The 20,464-nt window shown below is 40.4% G+C and carries 15 protein-coding genes; 6 read left to right on the top strand and 9 right to left on the bottom strand.

The features are described from left to right. Nucleotides 1-324 precede the first annotated feature (324 nt). Nucleotides 325-3,093: a response regulator gene (locus tag ACT3QR_RS03805; RefSeq protein WP_444520058.1), complete on the top strand. Its 2,769-nt coding sequence runs from the start codon at nt 325-327 to the stop codon at nt 3,091-3,093. A gap of 104 nt (nt 3,094-3,197) precedes the next feature. On the opposite strand, the gene ACT3QR_RS03800 is transcribed toward ACT3QR_RS03805, so the two are convergent. The 8 genes from ACT3QR_RS03800 to rpmH form a co-directional block, all read right to left on the bottom strand. Beyond that, on the bottom strand, nt 3,198-3,872 hold the full coding sequence (locus ACT3QR_RS03800) for a riboflavin synthase (RefSeq protein ID WP_444520057.1): 675 nt from the start codon (nt 3,870-3,872) through the stop codon (nt 3,198-3,200). Nucleotides 3,873-4,304: 432 nt separating this feature from the next. Beyond that, nucleotides 4,305-5,360, bottom strand: coding sequence for a bifunctional diaminohydroxyphosphoribosylaminopyrimidine deaminase/5-amino-6-(5-phosphoribosylamino)uracil reductase RibD (ribD, locus tag ACT3QR_RS03795; RefSeq protein ID WP_444520056.1), 1,056 nt, complete (start codon nt 5,358-5,360; stop codon nt 4,305-4,307). A 95-nt stretch (nt 5,361-5,455) separates the two neighbouring features. Then, the gene (gene nrdR / locus ACT3QR_RS03790) at nt 5,456-5,914 is read right to left on the bottom strand and encodes a transcriptional regulator NrdR (protein WP_057762240.1); all 459 of its coding nucleotides are present in this window, start codon (nt 5,912-5,914) and stop codon (nt 5,456-5,458) included. A gap of 86 nt (nt 5,915-6,000) precedes the next feature. After that, on the bottom strand, nt 6,001-7,437 hold the full coding sequence (mnmE, locus tag ACT3QR_RS03785) for a tRNA uridine-5-carboxymethylaminomethyl(34) synthesis GTPase MnmE (RefSeq protein WP_444520106.1): 1,437 nt from the start codon (nt 7,435-7,437) through the stop codon (nt 6,001-6,003). A gap of 214 nt (nt 7,438-7,651) precedes the next feature. Then, on the bottom strand, nt 7,652-9,334 hold the full coding sequence (gene yidC / locus ACT3QR_RS03780) for a membrane protein insertase YidC (RefSeq protein WP_444520055.1): 1,683 nt from the start codon (nt 9,332-9,334) through the stop codon (nt 7,652-7,654). Nucleotides 9,335-9,549: 215 nt separating this feature from the next. Further along, entirely contained in the window at nt 9,550-9,924 is a 375-nt protein-coding gene (gene yidD / locus ACT3QR_RS03775; protein WP_444520054.1) for a membrane protein insertion efficiency factor YidD, read from the bottom strand. Between the two features lies 1 nt (nt 9,925). Further along, nucleotides 9,926-10,297 (bottom strand): ribonuclease P protein component, encoded by a 372-nt coding sequence (gene rnpA, locus ACT3QR_RS03770; RefSeq protein WP_444520053.1) that lies wholly within the window; start codon nt 10,295-10,297, stop codon nt 9,926-9,928. A gap of 179 nt (nt 10,298-10,476) precedes the next feature. Continuing rightward, nucleotides 10,477-10,611 (bottom strand): 50S ribosomal protein L34, encoded by a 135-nt coding sequence (rpmH, locus tag ACT3QR_RS03765; protein ID WP_007394757.1) that lies wholly within the window; start codon nt 10,609-10,611, stop codon nt 10,477-10,479. A 591-nt stretch (nt 10,612-11,202) separates the two neighbouring features. Between rpmH and dnaA the strand changes: the two genes are divergently transcribed. From dnaA to ACT3QR_RS03740, 5 genes are all read left to right on the top strand, one after another. After that, nucleotides 11,203-12,642 carry a chromosomal replication initiator protein DnaA gene (gene dnaA, locus ACT3QR_RS03760; RefSeq protein ID WP_444520052.1) on the top strand — a complete coding sequence of 480 codons (1,440 nt, stop codon included), beginning with the start codon at nt 11,203-11,205 and terminating at the stop codon, nt 12,640-12,642. Nucleotides 12,643-12,802: 160 nt separating this feature from the next. Beyond that, complete coding sequence (dnaN, locus tag ACT3QR_RS03755; RefSeq protein ID WP_444520051.1) at nt 12,803-13,978, top strand: DNA polymerase III subunit beta; 1,176 nt, start codon at nt 12,803-12,805, stop codon at nt 13,976-13,978. A 138-nt stretch (nt 13,979-14,116) separates the two neighbouring features. Beyond that, nucleotides 14,117-15,322: a DNA replication/repair protein RecF gene (gene recF / locus ACT3QR_RS03750; protein WP_444520050.1), complete on the top strand. Its 1,206-nt coding sequence runs from the start codon at nt 14,117-14,119 to the stop codon at nt 15,320-15,322. Nucleotides 15,323-15,773: 451 nt separating this feature from the next. Further along, a complete protein-coding gene (gene gyrB / locus ACT3QR_RS03745) occupies nt 15,774-18,386 on the top strand; it encodes a DNA topoisomerase (ATP-hydrolyzing) subunit B (RefSeq protein WP_444520049.1) in 2,613 nt (870 codons plus the stop codon). A 132-nt stretch (nt 18,387-18,518) separates the two neighbouring features. Then, entirely contained in the window at nt 18,519-19,154 is a 636-nt protein-coding gene (locus tag ACT3QR_RS03740) for a manganese efflux pump MntP (protein WP_444520048.1), read from the top strand. Between the two features lie 238 nt (nt 19,155-19,392). Here ACT3QR_RS03740 and rlmF read toward each other — a convergent pair whose 3' ends face one another. Continuing rightward, the gene (gene rlmF, locus ACT3QR_RS03735; protein WP_444520047.1) at nt 19,393-20,451 is read right to left on the bottom strand and encodes a 23S rRNA (adenine(1618)-N(6))-methyltransferase RlmF; all 1,059 of its coding nucleotides are present in this window, start codon (nt 20,449-20,451) and stop codon (nt 19,393-19,395) included. Nucleotides 20,452-20,464: the final 13 nt, after the last annotated feature.

The following is a 20,464-nucleotide window of genomic DNA, read 5'->3' as shown; positions in this document are numbered from 1 at the left end:
CATACATTATATAAGGTTTATTTGTTCATTATAGGTGAGTTTACGGCGCAGTGCCATGATTGTAATGGCTTCACTTCATGATAACCGATGACATGGTTTATCCTTATAATATAAAGAATATTAAATGTTCTATTTATATCTTTTACAAAACAATTTGATGTTAACAACCACTCTCTATAAACAGAGAGCTGTTATTCTGCTATAAATAGAAGTAAGCATTTATACCTTTAGGCAATCTAGCTATCGTATAATCCACTTTCTGTATGTAGAAACCTCATTTTAGTTTCACTATATTTTTTCGTGTCGAGATAGGGCAACGCTTTCATGCAACAGTATCAGTCCTTACAGCGCTTATTGATTTTTTATACCTTATCTCTAATGGTTATGTTACTGCTGTACTATGTCACACTGTTTGATGGGTTGCAGAAACATAGCGAGCAACACAGCATAGATACTTTTCATTCTTTACAGCACAATATCGTTGAGCATGCAGCGCCTGTAGATAATGAAATAAAAGAGATCTTAGAACAGCCTACTTTTGATCGTATCAGTTACCAACTGATTTTAATGATGCCTTCTGGACAGACCTATATTCACCATAACACTCTTCCCAATGAGTCTGCTTTTTCTACCGTTACTTTTCCTACTATTGGCACATCAACTTCTAACAGCAATGATCATAGCTCTTACACAGTCAACAGCAATGAATTAACAGGAACGATTAACCTAAACAGCGGACATCAAATTTACATCATATTGCGCCACGAACCTTTTGATGTCGATTGGGTATCCTACCGTTATTGGCTCCCTTTGATGGTAGCTATCGTACTTTTCTTCATAGCATTACTTTATATGCTTGATCGTCGAACCAACTGGGAGCAATTACTGGTTTATACCGATAATTTGAGCAATCGCGCCAAAGAGTCCTATACGCCACCGCCTTTCTTACAGAAAAAATCTACTACCGAGTTCATGCTTTTAGGTCATGCACTAAGTCGCGCCAGCTACCAAATGCATAATGATTATCGGCATATCAAAACGTTGACTCATCGTTTAGAACGTTTGGTTGATCAAGCACCCCTACCGATGTTGATGAGCATACGTCATGATCAAATCAGTTTCTACAATCAACGCTTTGAACAGGTATTCATCCCTTCTACTCAGAGGGAACAGAGCTATCAGTTGACTGATTTCGTTGAAGGGAAAGATGAGGCGACTCAAATACTCTTACAAAACATCTCGAGTTTACGCGTTACTCGTACACTCATAGTTTATGGCTTGGAAAACAAACAAGCCTACCAACTACACGTTACCCCATGGTTTGGTGAACACGGACAAGCTCACGGCTTTACAGTACTTCTTAGTAATATTGATGAATTTACCAATCAAATTGAACAATTACAGCTGCACAACCAACAACTGCAATTACAAATTAATGAATCAAACGAAGCCCGAGCATTTATAGGTCGTAAGTTAAGGCTACCACTAGAGAAGATAATTGATTCGTTAGAGCCCATCGACCCTTCAACATTGACGGATCAAGGCAAAAAAACTCTAAATACATTGATTGCAACCAGTCAAAAGATGCTAGCGACACTCAATGACACGTTAGCGACAGAAGAAGTTGAAGTCAGAAAAACACATCTAAGTATTGAAACGGTTGATATTTATAAGGTAAGCAAAAAGGTTAGTAATTTAGTCACAAAAGAAATAAGACAACAAGGGTTAGAATTGATCTACTTCTTTGCGCCAGACTGTCCTCGTTATATCGAAACTGATTACATTCGACTGCACCATATCCTATTAAACCTGTTGAAAAACGCCATTAGCTTTACAACGTCAGGCTATGTCGCGCTCACTGTGGATCGTGTATCTGAAGATAAAGTAACGCGAGTAAGCAATCAGTATTTGACTCCTGACAATGACCCTACAATACCTGCGCAGACACCTTATTGGATTCAGTTTAGCGTAAAAGACACTGGATCAACTATTACTCCTGAGAGACAAAATCAATTAGTCACCATTTTGAATCAAAATAGTGACCAAACCAATCATAACTTAGTGGAAGACAGTAATATTGGCTTGAATGATGCCAATAGCTTCGCTAAGTTACTTGGCGGTTTTATCGAACTAAACACTACGGTGGATAAAGAGACGATATTTAACCTTTACCTTCCTTATCCTCATTCCACTTATCAGTCGGTATATCATCGTTGTTCGCAGCTACCCCATATTCATCTGATCGCTATCATTAATCAGCCTTTAGTTGCTAAACATTTACAACGTTTGTGCGAGTACTTAACGATATCCGTGACCACCTACAGCATTTTAGATAGAGCCACTGTACAGCAGCTAAAGAAAAAATTAAAACAAGATGAGCAAACCGTCATTCCTGTCTTGTTATTAGATTATGAATACAGCCAATCCATCACCTCATCAGCTCATGCGAGCAACAAGTATAGTGAGCAACAGGAAGTGTTAAACGACCTAATCGCTACGCCTTCATTACCAAAGATATTACTTAGCATGAAACCTGAGAGGCATATCCCCTCTACTTTACTGGGTCAATATGATGGCTTTCTCACCAAACCCCTAGATGCAAGTTTATTACTTTCTGAACTGCTACGCTTGTCCTTGTCTACAAGGAGAAAACTAAACATACTGGTCAAACATCAATATGACAGCAGCCCATCTTTTGTGGAAAAAGATATATCTGAAAAAGAAGCTTTGCCTCCACTGATTTTGGTCGCAGAAGACAGTCCTACTAACCAAAAAATAGCCTGCAAAATGTTAAGTAAACTCGGTTATCGTAGTATTGTTGCAGAAGACGGACAGCAAGCACTTGAAAAACTCAAAAGTCAGCGTGAAGAGATTTCTTTGATTTTGATGGACTGCCGAATGCCTGTTATGGATGGCTTACAAGCCACACAAGTGATTCGTTCACAAGGTGATAAAATACCCATTGTGGCGCTAACTGCGAATAATACAGAAGAAGATCGCGAGGCTTGTATGCAAGTAGGTATGGACGAGTTCTTATCCAAACCCATTAGTAAGAAAGACTTAGAATCTGTTTTGCAGAGTTTTATACAATAAACTTTAAAAACAAATAAAAACACCCTTTCGATATCGCTCAGTTTAAGCAATATCGAAAGGGCGAAACGCTTGATACGAATATGACATCTTTGCAAGCTTAGTGGTTATTTCATAAACCCATTATCGGCCAAAAATGCTTCTGTGATTTGGCTTTGCGGGTTTGAGGCATTCATACCACCAGATTGAGATTTATTTAGTAGACGCTCTAGATAACGGGCAACGATATCTACTTCAATATTTACTTTGTTGCCTACCAACCAATGCTTAGCGATATTTGTCACTTGAGCAGTATGCGGAATGATATTTAGAGAAACAATATTGTCACGCACTAAATTGGTCGTCAGACTAATACCATCTACTGTGATAGAACCTTTGGTCGCTGTATAGTGCGCCAGCTCCTGCGGTATCTCAATCTCAATATAGATAGAACGAGCATCTTGTTGTAATTTACTAACGACCCCTACTCCATCTACATGACCAGCGACAATATGACCACCAAAACGAGTCGTCGGTAGCATGGCCTTTTCTAGATTGACCGTATGTCCTGCTTTTAACCCTTCTAATGCTGTTCTAGCAATAGTTTCACGTGAGACATCAACAGAATAGTAGTTACTCCCGAACTCCACCACAGTTAAACAAATACCATTTGATGCAATAGAATCGCCTAGCTTCACGTCACTGAAATCTAAGTCATCAGACTCTACCGTCAAACGTATGTCACCGCCTGTCGCCTGCATCGATTTAACTTTTCCAACGCTTTCTATAATTCCAGTAAACATATTATCCTCATCTTATTACAGTATTGCCGTTATAGGCGATATGTTTTAGTTTATCAAATCAGCTATCAATTCTTTATCACAATTTGTTCAAATAGCTGACAGTGAAACATCGTTAGACTTGACCTTTAATAGGATAGATTGTGGATAAGTAGGGATAAATCAATAGAGATATAACTGAAAGCATCTATAAATACATAGTTATCCACAACAAATGTAAATTTCTCATAGTACGTACTCATCTAGAAAACAAAAGCTAAGTTTTTGATTTAAAATAATATTTATAAATGTATTTGAGAAATATACATCTTTCTTGTTTCATGTGAAACAAAGTTATACACAGTTTCATGTGAAACACTTAAATCAATTATTTTTTTATCCATATTCTAAGCTTATTCTTATAATTTGTGGACAACCTACTTATACGAAGAATATTTACAGAGGTAATAGGGTTAATTTAAGATCTGGGCCAAGCTGCTGATGACTTTCTATATCAAACCGTAACTGCTGAGCTAGGAACATAGGATTGAAATCAACCATTGGACGAGCTTCATCACCCAGTAAACAAGGTGCTTGATATACGATTAACTCATCTACCAACTGTTGACTCAAAAAACTACCTGCAACGCTAGCACCTGCCTCCACCAACACATCATAGCACTGGTGCTCACTGACTAACTTTGCTAACAACGCTGGTAAATCGTCTTCATACCAATAGATAGTATCTGGATGCTGACACAGCTGATAATCAGACTGTAGGCTATGCTTTAAACGCTGGCGCCTATCAAGTATGACTATCTTAGGGTTAGGTATTTTTTCAGGTGGTACGTCCAATTGTCTTGAGCGCACATTGAGCTGTGGGTTATCAGTTATTACGGTTTCGCTACCTGTGATAATCGCACCACTTTGTGCTCGTAGTTTTTGTACATCTTCGCGGGCAGCTGTCGAGGTAATCCACTTTGATTCACCAGATGCCATCGCTGTACGGCCGTCTAGACTGGTCGCTATTTTCAATCGTACATAGGGCATCTGAGTGCGCATAGCTTTTAGAAAACCACGGTTTAGTGCTTCTGCCTGCCCTGTCAAGACACCGACTGTTACCTCAATGCCAGCTTGCTCTAATAGTTTCACACCGCGACCTGCGACCTGTGGATTTGGATCTAGACCTGCAATCACAACGCGCTTTATCTTAGCAGCAACCAGCGCCAATGCACATGGCGGTGTACGTCCCGTATGACTACATGGCTCTAATGTAACGTAAGCAGTTGCCCTTGCTGCCTGTGTACCAGCCTCTTTAAGCGCAAACACTTCTGCATGTGGTTCGCCAGCTTTCGGGTGAAACCCTTGACCAACAATCCGCTCTGCCTGAACCATAACGCAGCCCACTGCAGGATTCGGTCTAGTAGTATACAAACCGCGCTTCGCTTGTTCGATAGCAAGCATCATAAAGTAGCGGTCTTGTGCATCTTGAGCATGGCTTTGAATAGACATAAGGCTAGGCTTAATAAATGATTGATAGTTCTATATAAGAAAATAAGTTTCGAAAGCTGATTAACCGTTACAATTTACTTATTAGGTTGGTTTGCTTACTTTTCATTTGGACGAATATTGGCAATTTCCTGATGAAATGCATCGATATCTTGAAAGTCGCGATACACGCTAGCGAAGCGTACATAGGCGACATCATCCAAAGTTTTGAGTTCACTCATGATAATTTCACCCAAGACTTTACTACTAATTTCTCGCTCACCCATCTGCCTAACACGCTTTTCAATACGACTAATCATCGCCTCTTGCTCATCGATAGTGATAGGACGCTTTTGTAAAGGTAGCAAAATAGAACGGCGCAGCTTTTCATTATCGTAAGGTTCAATCTTGTTGCTTGATTTGATAATCCTTGGCATGACAACTTCTACCATCTCAAAAGTCGTAAAACGTTCTTGGCAGCTGTTACACGAACGGCGTCGACGCACTTGTGCCCCTTCCGCAGCAAGACGTGAGTCAATAACCTTGGTCTCTGACGCATTACAGTACGGACAGTGCATAGCATTTCCTTATTTTACAATTGAGAATAAGAGCAGTGTTTTCAAGATAGCTAATTTATTAAATAATAAAGAACACCGTGTTTCAGTTATTTACCAATACAAAAGCTTCCGAATATTTTACCTAATAAGTCATCAGCACTGAACTCACCTGTGATTTCGCCCAAACTCTGCTGTGCTTGACGTAAACTATCAGCAACCAATTCACCCGCTTCAAATACGGTTAATTGCTCATGGGCTTCTGCCAAGAAATTAGCTGTTCGTCTAAGCGCGTCGAGATGTCTGGTACGAGCAATTAAGCTATTCTCTGGTGGATGAAAGCCTACTTTCTCACATAGAGCTTCAACTAAATCATCAATACCAATACCTGTTTCACATGAAACATTAACTTGCTGATAACCTCTATTCTTGATTTCAGCTTGAGTCTTAGCAGCACTTTCTTCTCTATTATTATCGCTCAACAAATCGCTCTTATTAGCAATGATAAGTAAGCGTTTAGCTTCTGGCAGTTCACCAAACAACTGTTCAGCAAGCTGCAAAGGTGTGCTTTCTTCTTCAACATCACGAGTCACATCATAGACCATCAGTAGCATATCAGCCTGCGTGATGACTGTACGGGCACGTTCGATTCCGATACGTTCCACAGTGTCTTCTGTCTCACGTAGGCCTGCTGTGTCAGTCAGATGTAGCGTCAAACCATTGAGCACGACTGTCTCTTGCAGCGTATCACGTGTAGTACCGGCGACATCAGTCACGATAGCACGCTCTTGCCCTGCAAGGCGGTTGAGCAAGCTAGATTTACCTGCGTTTGGCCTACCTGCTAGCACGACATGGATACCGTCGCGCAAAAGCTGACCTTGCTTTGCCGTTGCTAAGACTTGTTGTATCTTATCTTGCGTCTGCTCAAGTTTACTTTGTATGACTCCATCAGACAAAAAGTCCACGTCTTCTTCGTCGGGGAAATCAATCGCAGCTTCAACGTGTAAGCGAAGGTGAATGAGTTGTTCTAATAACTGGTTAATCTTCTGTGAAAACTCACCGCTTAATGAACGAATGGCACTACTGGCCGCGGCAGCACTGGTCGCATCAATCGCATCGGCAATTGCTTCTGCCTGCACTAAATCCAATTTATCATTATCAAAGGCACGGTAAGAAAACTCTCCTGCACTTGCTTGCTTAGCACCCAACTCAAATACACGCGCGAGTAGTTGGTTTTGTAGAATAACTCCACCATGCCCTTGCAGCTCAATCACATCCTCACCTGTGAACGAATGCGGCCCCTTGAAAAATAAGACCAGCCCTTCATCGATAACAGTACCGTCAGCTTGATAAAAACGACAAAAACTAGCCATGCGTGGTGTAAAATCAGCCTTATCCGTTAAAGCGCATGCTATGTCATAAGCACGACTGCCTGACAGACGTATGACACCTACGCCTCCTCGTCCAAGCGGCGTTGCAATTGCAGCAATTGTGGCCAATCCAGATGTATTAGATTTTTCAGAAGAATCAGGTTTGGCTAATGCTATCTCTAAGGAATCCACAATTACTCTCAATGTTTAAAAGCTCCATTATAGACGTCTGGACTCATACTGACAAAGCAAACTTTGAAAGGAGATAGTATTAGACGCACTTTCGTTTTGATGTTGATAAGCTGTGGATAAAATCCATTACTTATCCACCACCTATAAAAAAACCACCGCTTGCGCGATGGTTTTTTTTATGTTTCTTACAAAGAGCTAGTTAATCAACGACTTTTACCGTACGGCGCTTTTGCTCTTCTTCAACTTTTCTATTAACGATATATTGTTGAGTCATACTAAACAAGTTATTCACGGTCCAATATAGAACCAAACCTGCTGGGAAGAACAGCATAAACGCTGTAAAGATAATAGGTAAGAACTTCATGACTTTTGCTTGCATTGGATCAGCTGGCTGAGGGTTCAGCTGCTGCTGTACAAACATTGAAGCACCCATTAGCAATGGTAATATAAACCATGGATCCATCGCTGAGAGATCTTGAATCCACAAAATCCATGGTGCATGACGAAGCTCAACACTCTCTACTAATACCCAATACAGCGCTAAGAAAATTGGCATCTGCATCAAGATAGGTAGACAACCCGCCATTGGATTAACCTTTTCTTCTTTGTATATTGCCATCATTTCTTGTGACATTTTCATGCGATCATCGCCATGCTCTTCTTTAAGCACTTTGAGTTTTGGTGCGATAGCACGCATTTTTGCCATAGAGTAGTAGCTCTTATTAGAGAACCACATTAAGGCAATTTTAACCAAGATAGTCAGGATAATAATCGACCAACCCCAGTTGCCCACTACTTTGTGGACACCATCCAAGATAGCGAACAAGACTTTAGATATAGGCCACAATAAACCGTAATCAACTGTCTGGTTGAGACCTACCGCTACATCTTTAAGCTCAGACTGTACTTTCGGGCCTGAATATAGCGTCGCATTCAAAGTAACTTGCTTGTTCGGTGCTACGTTTACTGGTTGGCTATTAAAGCCAATAAAGTAATCACTACCAGTTTCGCGGCTAAAGAATTTACCCGTGAAGTTTTGAGGCGTCCAGGCAGAGACAAAGTAATGCTGTACGATACCAACCCAGCCTTTATCGCTAGTCGTCGTCAACTCACCATCACTAAAGTCACCAAATTTCAACTTATTATAAGGATCATCTGGTGTACCCCAAGCGCCACCTAGATAGGTCGCCATGCTCAGCGCGCCTTTATCAGACATACCAGGATCTTTACTATCATCACGCTTTAGCTGTGCAAACATTTGACCTTGCCAAGCATTGGTAGACGCGTTTTGAATCTGATAGCTAATGTCGATTGGATATTTGTTTTCAGTGAAAGTGAACGTCTTCGTAATCGTCACGCCGTCTTTTTTGTAAGTAAGCGGTACTGACAACGTTTGCTGTCCATCTTCCATTACATAGTTGTTAGCAGTATGGTTATAAGTCGCTCTACCCTCTGCTGTATCAATACCGTTCTGACCAATAAGTCCAGATTGAGCCACATATACACGGTTACTGTTGTTTTCTAACAGTACGAAAGGCTTATCGCTATCGAGCGTTGCGTCATACTGCTTGAGCGCAGCATAAACAATATCACCACCTTCTGGATTGATTTTTATATCATAGCGATCGGTTGTTACCGTGATTAGACCAGCATTTTTCGCAGGAGTTGCTGTCACAGCACTGTTATCCACAGGTAATGTTTGTACCGGAATATCACCTGCGGCACCAGTAGTAGAAGGAATGTCAGCACCTACCGAACTCGTAGTTTCTGGCACCGCATCTACTGCTGGAGCATCGGCATAATCATCTCGCCATGCCAAAATCAGCAGATAAGCGGTAATTAGCATCGCAATGATGATCATCACCCGAAATATCTTTTGCATAAACCTTTCCTAGATTAAAAAATTAGGGAATGAAAAATTAGGGCATGTGTCATGACTGTGTCACGCAGTTGTTCTGTTACAAAACAACTGCATCAGTAGTCATTTACATAAAATGTGCATCATTTTACTAAAAATCTGTCTCAAATGATACCAAGAGTGTGGATAACTTGTGGGTAACTTAATAGGGTATCTATCTGGGTCTAGAGAAAGAGAGCTTATATTGATTTCAATAAATGATTAAGCTGTGAAACATAACTAGTATTGTCTTGATAGACACCCAATCCCTGAATATTAGTATCTGACACACTGATAGAAGATACGTATTGATAACTATAAGAAGCTAAAGGCAAGGGTACAAAATCCACACCGTGTCCACCCAGAGGGTGACAACTGCTAAGACGTTTTAGCAACAACCAACTACCTTTACGAACACCATGCCATGCCAAAGCTTGTTTGCCATAATTTGAGCATGTTGGATAATAGCGACAACGAGCAGGTATTATAGGACTGACTATTTTTTGGTAAAAGATTATTAAATAAAATAAAATATTAAAAAATATTATATTTATATTTTTTAATAAAAATTTCATTTTATTTATCTTCTATTTTTTTAAATATATTAATTATTTGAATTTTTAATTCTTTATTATTTATATCCCTAATAGGTTTTTTAACAATAAAAACAATATCTTTATTTTCCATTTTAAAAGCTTTTGTGCGAAACTCTTCACGCACATATCTTTTAATCAGATTTCGAGCCACAGCAGTAGGTACTTTACGCTTCGTAATAGCCATACCAACTCGCGGCTGCTCATGTTCATTGGCACGTACAAAAGCCATCAAGTGACTCTGATGAATCTTGCGTTCAGGTGCGTCAAAGACCTCACGAAAGGCTGCAGGAGTAAGCAGACGTTGTTGCTTAGTAAAACTAGCTGTAGGTGTATCTGAAAGAGTATTGGACATAGTACAACCTAGTAGGATAATGATAGAAGAAACAGTAACAAATTATAGAGACAAAAAAAGCGCCAATGTGGGCGCTTTTAATATATGGCTAAGTGTCAGTTGTGATGATTGACTATCGCAATCTATAAACAATAAGAACACAACAAGCACTATTAGCCATGCTTATCGCAATCTACTGATTATACAGTAAGGCGATGACGTCCTTTAGCGCGGCGACGAGCTAAGACCTGACGGCCTTTTTTAGTTGCCATACGAGCACGGAAACCGTGAGTACGTTTACGCTTGATCACGCTTGGTTGGAATGTACGTTTCATAACTCACCTATCAAAATAATGGACTAAATTCGTAATAACGGAGGATTATACCATTCAGTATGGTTTTGGTCAATGAACTAATTTCGTCTTTCTCTAAACATGAAAAAAATACTATTAGTTTAGTAGAAAAAATCTCTTAAAAATCTATGTTTAGTCAACCAAATTTTATAGTTATCTATTGTACAATTTTAAAAGTTATCCACAGTTATGCTCAAACTCTATAATAATAATTAATTAATATAAGTATAGTATTGTTATTATTGGGCTCAAGAATATCTGTGGTTAAGTCGGTTTTCTTCTTTTTTATCAATTTACTAGACTATGGGTAAGGTTGTGGATAACCTGTGGGTTGAATATGGATAACTAGCTTTCTAAAGTTATGCACAAAACTATCCACAGTATTATCCACAAAAAACAAGGTTTTATCCACAGGGTGTTTGTGTTAAATTAGCCGCTACTTAATATACGGCCTCGTATAGGTTATTAATTCAAGCTTTGCGGCCAGTTGTTGCACGTAGTATCAAGACTTAAGTAGCAATTTATATTGCTGTAACGTAACCATTATTTCAGATTATAAGGTTAGTATTTTTCATGATAGACACAGCAAATATTTGGGATAAATGTTTAAACGATTTGCGTTATAACGTCAAAGATAATGTGTTTACTATGTGGCTGAGACCTTTGTCAGCTCATCAAGAAGCACAAACTTTAATCATTCTTGCTCCCAATGATTATTTTGTGACGTATATCAAAAAAAATCATCTCCAAGATATTCAGCAATTAGTGACTAAGCACAGTCAAGGTAGTATTGAAGAGGTTGTTGTACGTGTTGATAATGCTGGGCGCAATGAAGAAGATAATGGTCAGTCAGGTTCTTTGTTTGTAGAAGATGAGGTCTCCCCTACCCCATCCGAACACAAGTTTGAATCTATTCATCATAACAACGCGAAAGCAGATATCGATGCGAACATGCGTCATAATGAGCTAGTGGAGTCTGCTGATACAAAATCACTAAGCTATTTGAATCCTGACTTCACCTTTGAAACCTTCGTTACAGGCAAGTCCAATAACTTGGCTTACAAGGCCTGTTATGAGCTTGGTAAGCGCCAATCGAAAAATCGTCACAATCCTTTATTCATATATGGTCCTTCTGGATTGGGAAAAACGCATTTAATGCATTCTGTAGCTCATCGCTATTTAAAAAATAATCAAAGTTTTTATTATTTCACTTCTGAAAAATTTATAAATCAATTAGTTTATTCATTAAGAAATAATAAAATAGAAGATTTTAAAAAGAAAATAAAGAAAGTGGATTTACTAATTGTAGATGATATTCACGTATTAGCAGGCAAGACTAAAAGTAGTAATGAGTTTTTAACATTATTTGCAGATTTTACTAGTGGTGATAAACAGTTAATTTTAGCCTCTGATCGACATCCCTCCCAAATGACAGAATTTGATGAACGATTTAGATCACGGTTTTCTTGGGGGTTAACAGTCGCTGTTGATCCTCCTGAGATTGATACTCGAGTACAGATTCTGCAGAAAAAAGCAGCTTCTTACGGTATGGTATTGCCAAAAGAGTGTGCTCTATTCATTGCACAAAATGTGGTATCTAACGTCAGACGTTTGGAAGGTGCTTTAAACCAAGTGTTTGCCAATGCTAACTTAACAGGGGCACAAATTACGCTTGAGATGGTGCAATATGCGCTAAAAGATATCGTTGCGATGCGTGTACAAGCTGTAAATATGGATAATATCCGTAAGATAGTTGCCGAATACTATGATGTCACGGTCAAAGATATTATGGGACGTAAACGTACGCGTAGCATTGCAAGACCACGTCAAATAGCGATGGCTTTATCACGTGAATTGACAGGCGATAGCTTTCCTGAAATTGGTCAATCATTTGGGGGGCGTGACCATACGACGGTGATGCATGCTTGTGATAAAGTAAACGAATTAAGAGCAGCGGACCCTACGTTTGATAAGGATTATAAGACCTTATCTCTGATGTTACAGGCAGGATAGAGTCGCCAGATATCATTGTGTTTTAGTAGAGATAGATGGTTTATAATACCGAAAATATAAGTGCACAGATGCTTTGTAGATTATCATCAGCAGACAAGGTATTATTGAGTCATTACGACAAATTTTTATAAAAGAATCATTCAAATAAGAGTAACTAAGCATGCAATTATCGATCAATCGAGAATCGTTACTAAAAGCTATCAACTTGATCGCCAAGGCCGCTGATAAACGCCACAATATGGTCATATTGGGTAATATCAAGCTACAGCTATCAGAATCTGAGCTTGTTTTGACAGCGTCAGATTTAGAGGTAGAGCTGACATCGACATTGAAATTGCCTGCTGGTGCTTGTGTTGAAGCAGGTACCACGACGCTTCCTGCAACTAAGCTAAAGGATATTTGCAAGTCGCTACCTGCACAGGCGCAAGTTGATCTAGCCACTCAGGCAAATGAGCGTTGCTTGTTAACTAGTGGTAAGAGCCGTTTTACATTAGGGACGTTACCAAGTGAAGACTATCCAAGCTTAGGTAATCCTGAAAATATTACACCTCTGACTATCAGTCGTAATCGTCTGACAGACTTAATTCATAAGACGCAGTTTGCGATGGCGATTCAAGATGTACGCTATTATCTAACCGGTATGCTATTTGATGTGTCACAGCAGCAACTGACAACGGTAGCGACTGATGGCCATAGGTTGGCATTGGCTCGTAGTGTTATCAATGTGAGTGCAGATCTCAATATGCAGGCTATCTTGCCACGTAAGGCAGTGATTGAGCTTGAGCGCTTGGCTTCCGAGCTTGGTAAGATGCTTGGAGATCAGGACAATGTAGTTACTCTGAGCTTTGGGCGTGAGTTTCTGCAGGTAAGCTTGCCGTTTGGTGATGTAGATAGTACAGGGCAGGTGAGCGATAACTTGATGGTGACTTTTACGGCGCGTTTGATTGATGGTAAGTTCCCTGATTATCGCCGTGTTATGCCAAGCAATACCGATAAACTGGCGTTATTCAACCAAGAAAAAATGACAGATGTGCTACGCCGCGTTGCGATTTTAAGTAATGAGAAATCTCGTGGTGTGGTCTTCAATTTTGCTAGTGATGGCATGGTAGAAGTGCGTGCTAACAATGCTGAGCAAGATGAAGCGGTTGAGATGATACAAGCTAAGTATCAAGGTGAGCCAATGGAACTGTCATTTAACGCTGCGTACCTGCAAGATGTATTAGGTGTCATCCAAGGTGACTTGCAAATGCATATGAGCCAATCTAATGCCTCTGTACTGGTCAATCAGCTAAATGATGAATTCCATCAATACGTCATTATGCCAATGCGTATATAGTGTTCTTTTTCTTTAAAAATAAATGGAATTGAATAGAAGTAATACGTTTCAAAGAGTTTTATTTCCAGTACTGAATATCAATTCTAATAAACTTTTGCCTGCTATATTAGCAGGCTTTAATGGGCGGCTATCGATACCATGATTGAACGTCTACAAATATCACACCTTAGAAATCTTACTCAACTTAGCTTACAGCCTGCTGCTTGCAATGTTATTGTCGGTGCTAACGGCAGTGGTAAGACCTCTTTGCTCGAAGCTATATTCTTGTTATCAAGAGGTAAGAGCTTTCGCCATCACCAACCTAAACGCTATATCCAGCATCATCAAAATAACGCGACTGTTCATGCTAAGCTCAATGATAGTCGTACTTTAGCTATTCAAAAGCAAGCAGATGCTACAACTGTCTTACGTCTCAATCAAACCACTGTTTACAACCAAAGCATTCTGACAGAACAGCTACCTACGTTGCTGATAGATCCATCAACAATGGATATGTTGGAGCAGGGAAGTGCGAGCCGTCGACAGCTGCTAGATTGGTTAGTGTTTCACATGAAACAAGGGTTTCATCCGCAATGGGTGGCTTACCAGCGTCTATTGAAACAGCGCAATAGTTTACTAAAAAAGACGAGACAATTAACTCAAGTACAGCTCTCTGAACTAAAATCATGGGATAAAGGCTTGAGTAATCATGCGGCGTTGATTCACCATTATCGTGAGCGGATATTTACCGAATGGCAGCCTTACTTTTCAGAGAGTGTTTCACAACTACTGCCGTCCTATGCGCAGCAGTTAAGCTTAAGCTATAACGCAGGTTATGATACTAGCGTGGCACTTGATATACAGCTGAGCGAGCGTTTAGAGCAGGATTTGCAGTTGGGCTACACCCGCATTGGTAATCATCGCGCTGACATTCATGTGCATTGGCGCTCTAATGAGGTAGCAGAGCGCAATAAAGAATCTTCAAACGTGATAATAGAGGCTGATATAAACGGAAAACTGCCTGTTTTAAAAGAACAGGCTGCGAACGTATTATCTCGCGGTGAAAAAAAGCTACTCATCACAGCCCTGCGTCTATCACAACTGCCATTGCTTCTTAATGCGATAGAGGATAGTGATTTGTCTGTTTCGGCATCGCAACCGCGTATTACGCCAGTGGTATTACTGGATGATATTACGGCAGAGCTTGATGTTAGAGCGATAAATATTCTATTAACGACATTGTCTCAACTGCCATGTCAGGTGTTTATGACCAGTTTGACTGATGAAATCGCACCACTGGTTCAACAGTTGTGGCCGAAACCTAATATGTTTCATGTGAAACAAGGTCAAATCACACTTGCCTAAAAAGGCTTTTCTGATGCCTTTGTTTTTTTACTTTACTCAAAACGGTTTAATAGCCATAAAACTGCCAGTAAACAGTGACTTAGAAGCAAAAAAATGCTAAAATTAAGCTTTATTTTTATCCTGTTTTCAGCAAGTTGTTTGATGATATTGAATGGATTTTCTTTACTGTCTGTTTCTTTGTAAGATGTTGATAATGTTGTATTTAATTCATAGCTCTGGTTTTAATAATGTTTAAAAAAAAGAAACGAGTGTTAGCGTGATTTAAATACCGACTTTGTGTTTTTTTGAGTTACTGTCATATCTTGTAAGGTTTTGGCTAATCGTACTTTAGCCAAACATATGTATCAAAATTTTCGACGATAAAAGTTAAGTCAAAAATAACGTTATGAGGCACCATCGTAGTGATGGGTCCGTGACAAACGGCTGATTATGGCTAGATTAAGGAATGTACATGAGTGATTCATTACCGACCGACCATGAGCAATTGACGGCTGACAACGTTGCCGAAACGGAAGTATCTGCTGTGGTTTCTGACGCGTTACCTTCTGATTATAGCTCTAAAGATATCCGTGTTTTACGCGGGTTAGAGGCAGTACGCGTACGTCCAGGTATGTACATTGGCGATACCGATGATGGTACGGGCTTACATCATATGGTCTTTGAGGTAGTGGATAACTCTATCGATGAGGCGCTTGCTGGTCACTGTGATCAGATTGATATCGTTATTCACGAAGATGAGTCTGTCAGTGTGATGGATAACGGTCGCGGTGTACCTGTTGATATTCATCCAGAAGAGGGTGTATCAGCGGCTCAGGTTATTATGACTGTTCTGCATGCGGGCGGTAAGTTCGATGACAACAGTTATAAAGTTTCAGGTGGCTTGCACGGTGTAGGGGTATCAGTAGTTAACGCTCTCTCTGAAAAACTTGAGATGAACATCTGGCGTGAAGGCTATCACTATCATCAGACTTATACTGATGGTGTGCCTGATGCTGATATTAAGCAAATGGAAGCCACTGATAAAACAGGTACACAAATTCGCTTCTACCCTAGTGCCGATGTGTTTACAGGTACAATCTTTGAATATGATATTTTAGCAAAACGCTTACGTGAGCTATCATTTTTGAACTCTGGTGTGCGTATTGTTTTGACTGATGAGCGTATTGATAAGCGTCATGAGTTTGAACACAAAGGTGGCTTGCTAGAGTTTGTCAGCTATATCAATGCAGGCAAAGATGGTATCAACGAAGTATTCCACTTTACCAGCCAACAAGATGACGGTATCAGCGTAGAAGTCGCGCTACAGTGGTCGGATACATATAACGAAAAGGTATTGTGTTTTACTAACAATATCCCGCAAAAAGATGGTGGCACTCATTTATCAGGTTTCAGGTCAGCACTCACACGTGGCTTAAATAGCTATATGGATCGCGAAAACTTATTTAAGAAAGAGAAAGTTGCTGCAACTGGTGATGACGCTCGTGAAGGATTGACAGCTATCGTCTCTGTGAAAGTGCCTGATCCAAAATTTTCAAGTCAGACTAAAGATAAGCTGGTTTCAAGCGAAGTCAAATCTGCTGTTGAATCAGCAATGCACGATAAATTCAATGATTATTTATTAGAAAACCCAAGTGCTGGTAAAGCTATTGCTAATAAAATTATGGAAGCAGCACGTGCTCGTGATGCGGCTCGTAAAGCACGTGAAATGACACGTCGTAAGACGACGTTAGATATTGCAGGGCTACCTGGTAAATTGGCTGATTGCCAAGAGAAGGATCCTGTACTATCGGAACTCTATATTGTGGAAGGTGACTCTGCAGGGGGATCCGCTAAACAAGGCCGTAGCCGTAAAACGCAAGCAATTTTGCCACTAAAAGGTAAAATTCTGAACGTTGAGCGTGCTCGCTTTGACAAAATGTTGTCTTCTGCTGAAGTTGGTAACCTGATTACTGCGCTTGGCTGCGGTATTGGTCCTGACGAATATAACCCTGATAAAGTACGCTATCATAAAATCATCATCATGACCGATGCCGATGTTGATGGATCGCATATTCGTACGTTGTTATTGACGTTCTTCTTCCGTCAAACGCCTGAATTGATTGAGCGCGGCTATGTATATATTGCTCAGCCACCGCTATATAAAGTAAAAAAAGGCCGTCAAGAATTGTATCTAAAAGACGATGAAGCACTCAAAGCATATCTACTGTCTTCAACAATCGATAATACTAAGCTACATATCAGTGCTGATGCACCTGCGATTACTGGACAAGCTCTTGAAGCACTGCTTAACGACTATAACCAAACGCAGTTGGTCAAAGCTCGTTTACAAATTCGTTTTCCAGCGGTGATTTTGGACGCATTAACGCATACGCCAAAGCTGACGGCAGATATGACTTATGATGAGTCTGAGATGCAAGCATGGAAAGCATCTATGCAAACTCAGCTTGATCAATTTGGTAGCGATCTAAGTCCTGAGATTGAACTGATTAATATCCATGCGCCGCAGCCAAAAGATATGGATGCAGCCGCAGCAGATCTATTGGGTATGACGCCAGTAGTAGGCAACGAAGAGGGCGAAGCGTCAGATAGTGAGGCTTTATCTACTAAGGCCCAATGGCTACCACGCGTCACAGTATATGTTCACCAGTTAGCCCATCATTATCTGTTAGATGCTAGCTTTATTAACTCAGGTGAGTATAGCAAGTTGTTACGTTTATCAAGCGAATGGAATACATTGCTTGAGGATGATGCCTTTATCCGCCGTGAGAGCAACAGTGGTAGTAAAGATATGCCGATACGAGACTTTGATTATTTGTGGCAACAGATGATGGTCGATGCACGTCGTGGTCTATCCGTTCAGCGCTATAAAGGTTTGGGCGAGATGAATGCGGATCAGTTATGGGACACCACGATGGACCCTGAAAACCGTCGTATGTTGCGTGTGTCTATCGAAGATGCCATCGCCGCTGATCACATGTTTACCTGTTTGATGGGTGATCATGTCGAACCACGCCGTATCTTCATTGAAGAGAATGCGTTGACCGTTTCTAATCTTGATATCTAGCCTTAGACCTTAAGTTTGATATCTGAGTTTGGGACTTGTTCTGATAGCATATAAAAATACCGCTTTGGCATCCAAAGCGGTATTTTTGTTTCACGTGGAACAAAAATCTGACCATTTTATGAGAAAAACAAAATGATTGAGGTAATACTACTTGCTATCGCGCTGGCCATGGATGCGTTTGCAGTCGCGATCGGGTTAGGGGCTAAATTACAAAAGCAAAGTCATTATTATGTGCTGCGTTTGGCTATTTATGCTGCTCTATACTTTGGCATTGCACAGGGCGTAATGCCGCTTATAGGCTACTTATTAGGTGCTGCACTGTTAGATTGGTTGGCAGCGGCTGCGCCTTGGATTGGTGGTTTTATTCTTATCGCTCTCGGTGGAAAGATGCTTTACGAAGTATTCTTTGGAGTTAATGGGGCTGATGAGGCTAATGATGTTGATGAAAGCACTGAAAGTAAAAAGGTTGAAGTGAATACTGATACTGTTTCAATCAACAGTACCGTACAAAAACAGATCAGTCAGCGCACTTTATTTACGCTTGCTATTGCGACCAGTATTGATGCGATGGCAGCGGGATTTACGCTCAACTTATTGACAATCAATGCTTGGTTAGCTTGTCTGATTATTGCTATCGTTACCGCTGTATTTGGCTTACTTGGTGTTTATCTAGGGTGGCGATCGGGGACGTGGTTAGAAGATAAAGCAGAAGCATTGGGCGGTACGGTACTTATCTTAATTGGGCTAAAGGTGATGTTTTTTGGCTAAATTTTCGCTAAACGGTGTCAAAACTCTTATCAATATGGTCATATTTACTGCGAGTTTTTCCTTATTTAACATCAGTTTACTCATTTTAATGCTCATAATCTAATTGATGACACGCGCTAGCTTTAATAAAAATTAGTCGTTGTAAAAATTAATCTTTAAAAAAAGGCACCGCTTTGAATTTCAAAGCGGTGCCTTTTTGTTTCACGTGAAACAAGGTGTTAGTAGTCTTGTTTAGTGATTACTCTTCGTCGGTGTCGAAACGCCATGTTAATATACGCGTGCTTTTTTGGCCTTGGCTCATCTCAATGATACGCATTTGAGTGACATTTAGTTGCTTTAGTAGCAGCTGTAACGGCTTCACGTTTTCAGACTTTGAGACGAGGCTAGTAAACCAACCGACATGCTCTGCAAAGCTCTGACTTTCTTTTATCATCTTGGTTAAGAAAGCAATCTCGCCACCTTCACTCCACAGCTCTTTATGTTGACCACCGAAGTTTAGGTTTTGTGCGGCATTACCTGACTTGGTTGAATGACGACCGATTTGAGGGCTTTCGTTTTTACCACGATGGCGTTGCAGGTTATGCTGCTTACGGCTATTGGCTTCCATTGCTTCTTCTAAAGACGCATGAAACGGAGGATTACAAACCACGATATCAAAATAATCCTGACGACCGATGATGTTTTTAAAGATGAATTTAGGCTCAGGCTGGAGCTTTACTTTAACTGAGTTTTTCAGTTTTGGATTTGACACACAAATTAACGCTGCAGTATTGACCGAAATAGGATCAATATCGCTTGCGGTAAAGCGCCAGCCATAACTCTGGCTGCCAACGATAGGATAGATGGCACTAGCACCAGTACCAATATCAAGCGCGTGAATCTCTTTGCCTGTCGGCGGCGTGTTATCAGCATTTACATGAGTGGTTTGCGCCAATAAATCCGCGATGTAGTGAATATAATCTGCACGACCAGGGATAGGCGGGCATAGATAACCTTCAGGAATATCCCAAAACTTGACCCCATAATAGTTGGCCAACAGTGCTCTATTGAGCACGCGCACAGCCTGATGATCCGAGAAGTTAATCGTCGACTCACCTTTAGGATTGGTAATCGTATGTTCAGCAAGCTCGGGTAAAGCGCGAGTCAGTACCGCAAAGTCATAACGACCTTGGTGCGGGTTGCGTGGGTGCAGCTGACCGAGCTTTTTTGCGGTCGCAGGAGATCTGTTTCTGTGCTTACTGTTCGAGGGATAACTGGTCATAGTGCGTGGCTTTGATGTTTGAATATAATCAACCATTTTAGCAGATTTC

The sequence above is a fragment of the Psychrobacter sp. AOP7-B1-25 genome, assembly GCF_052376195.1.
Lineage (GTDB): Bacteria > Pseudomonadota > Gammaproteobacteria > Pseudomonadales > Moraxellaceae > Psychrobacter.
This window is presented reverse-complemented; position numbering and strand designations above follow the sequence as displayed.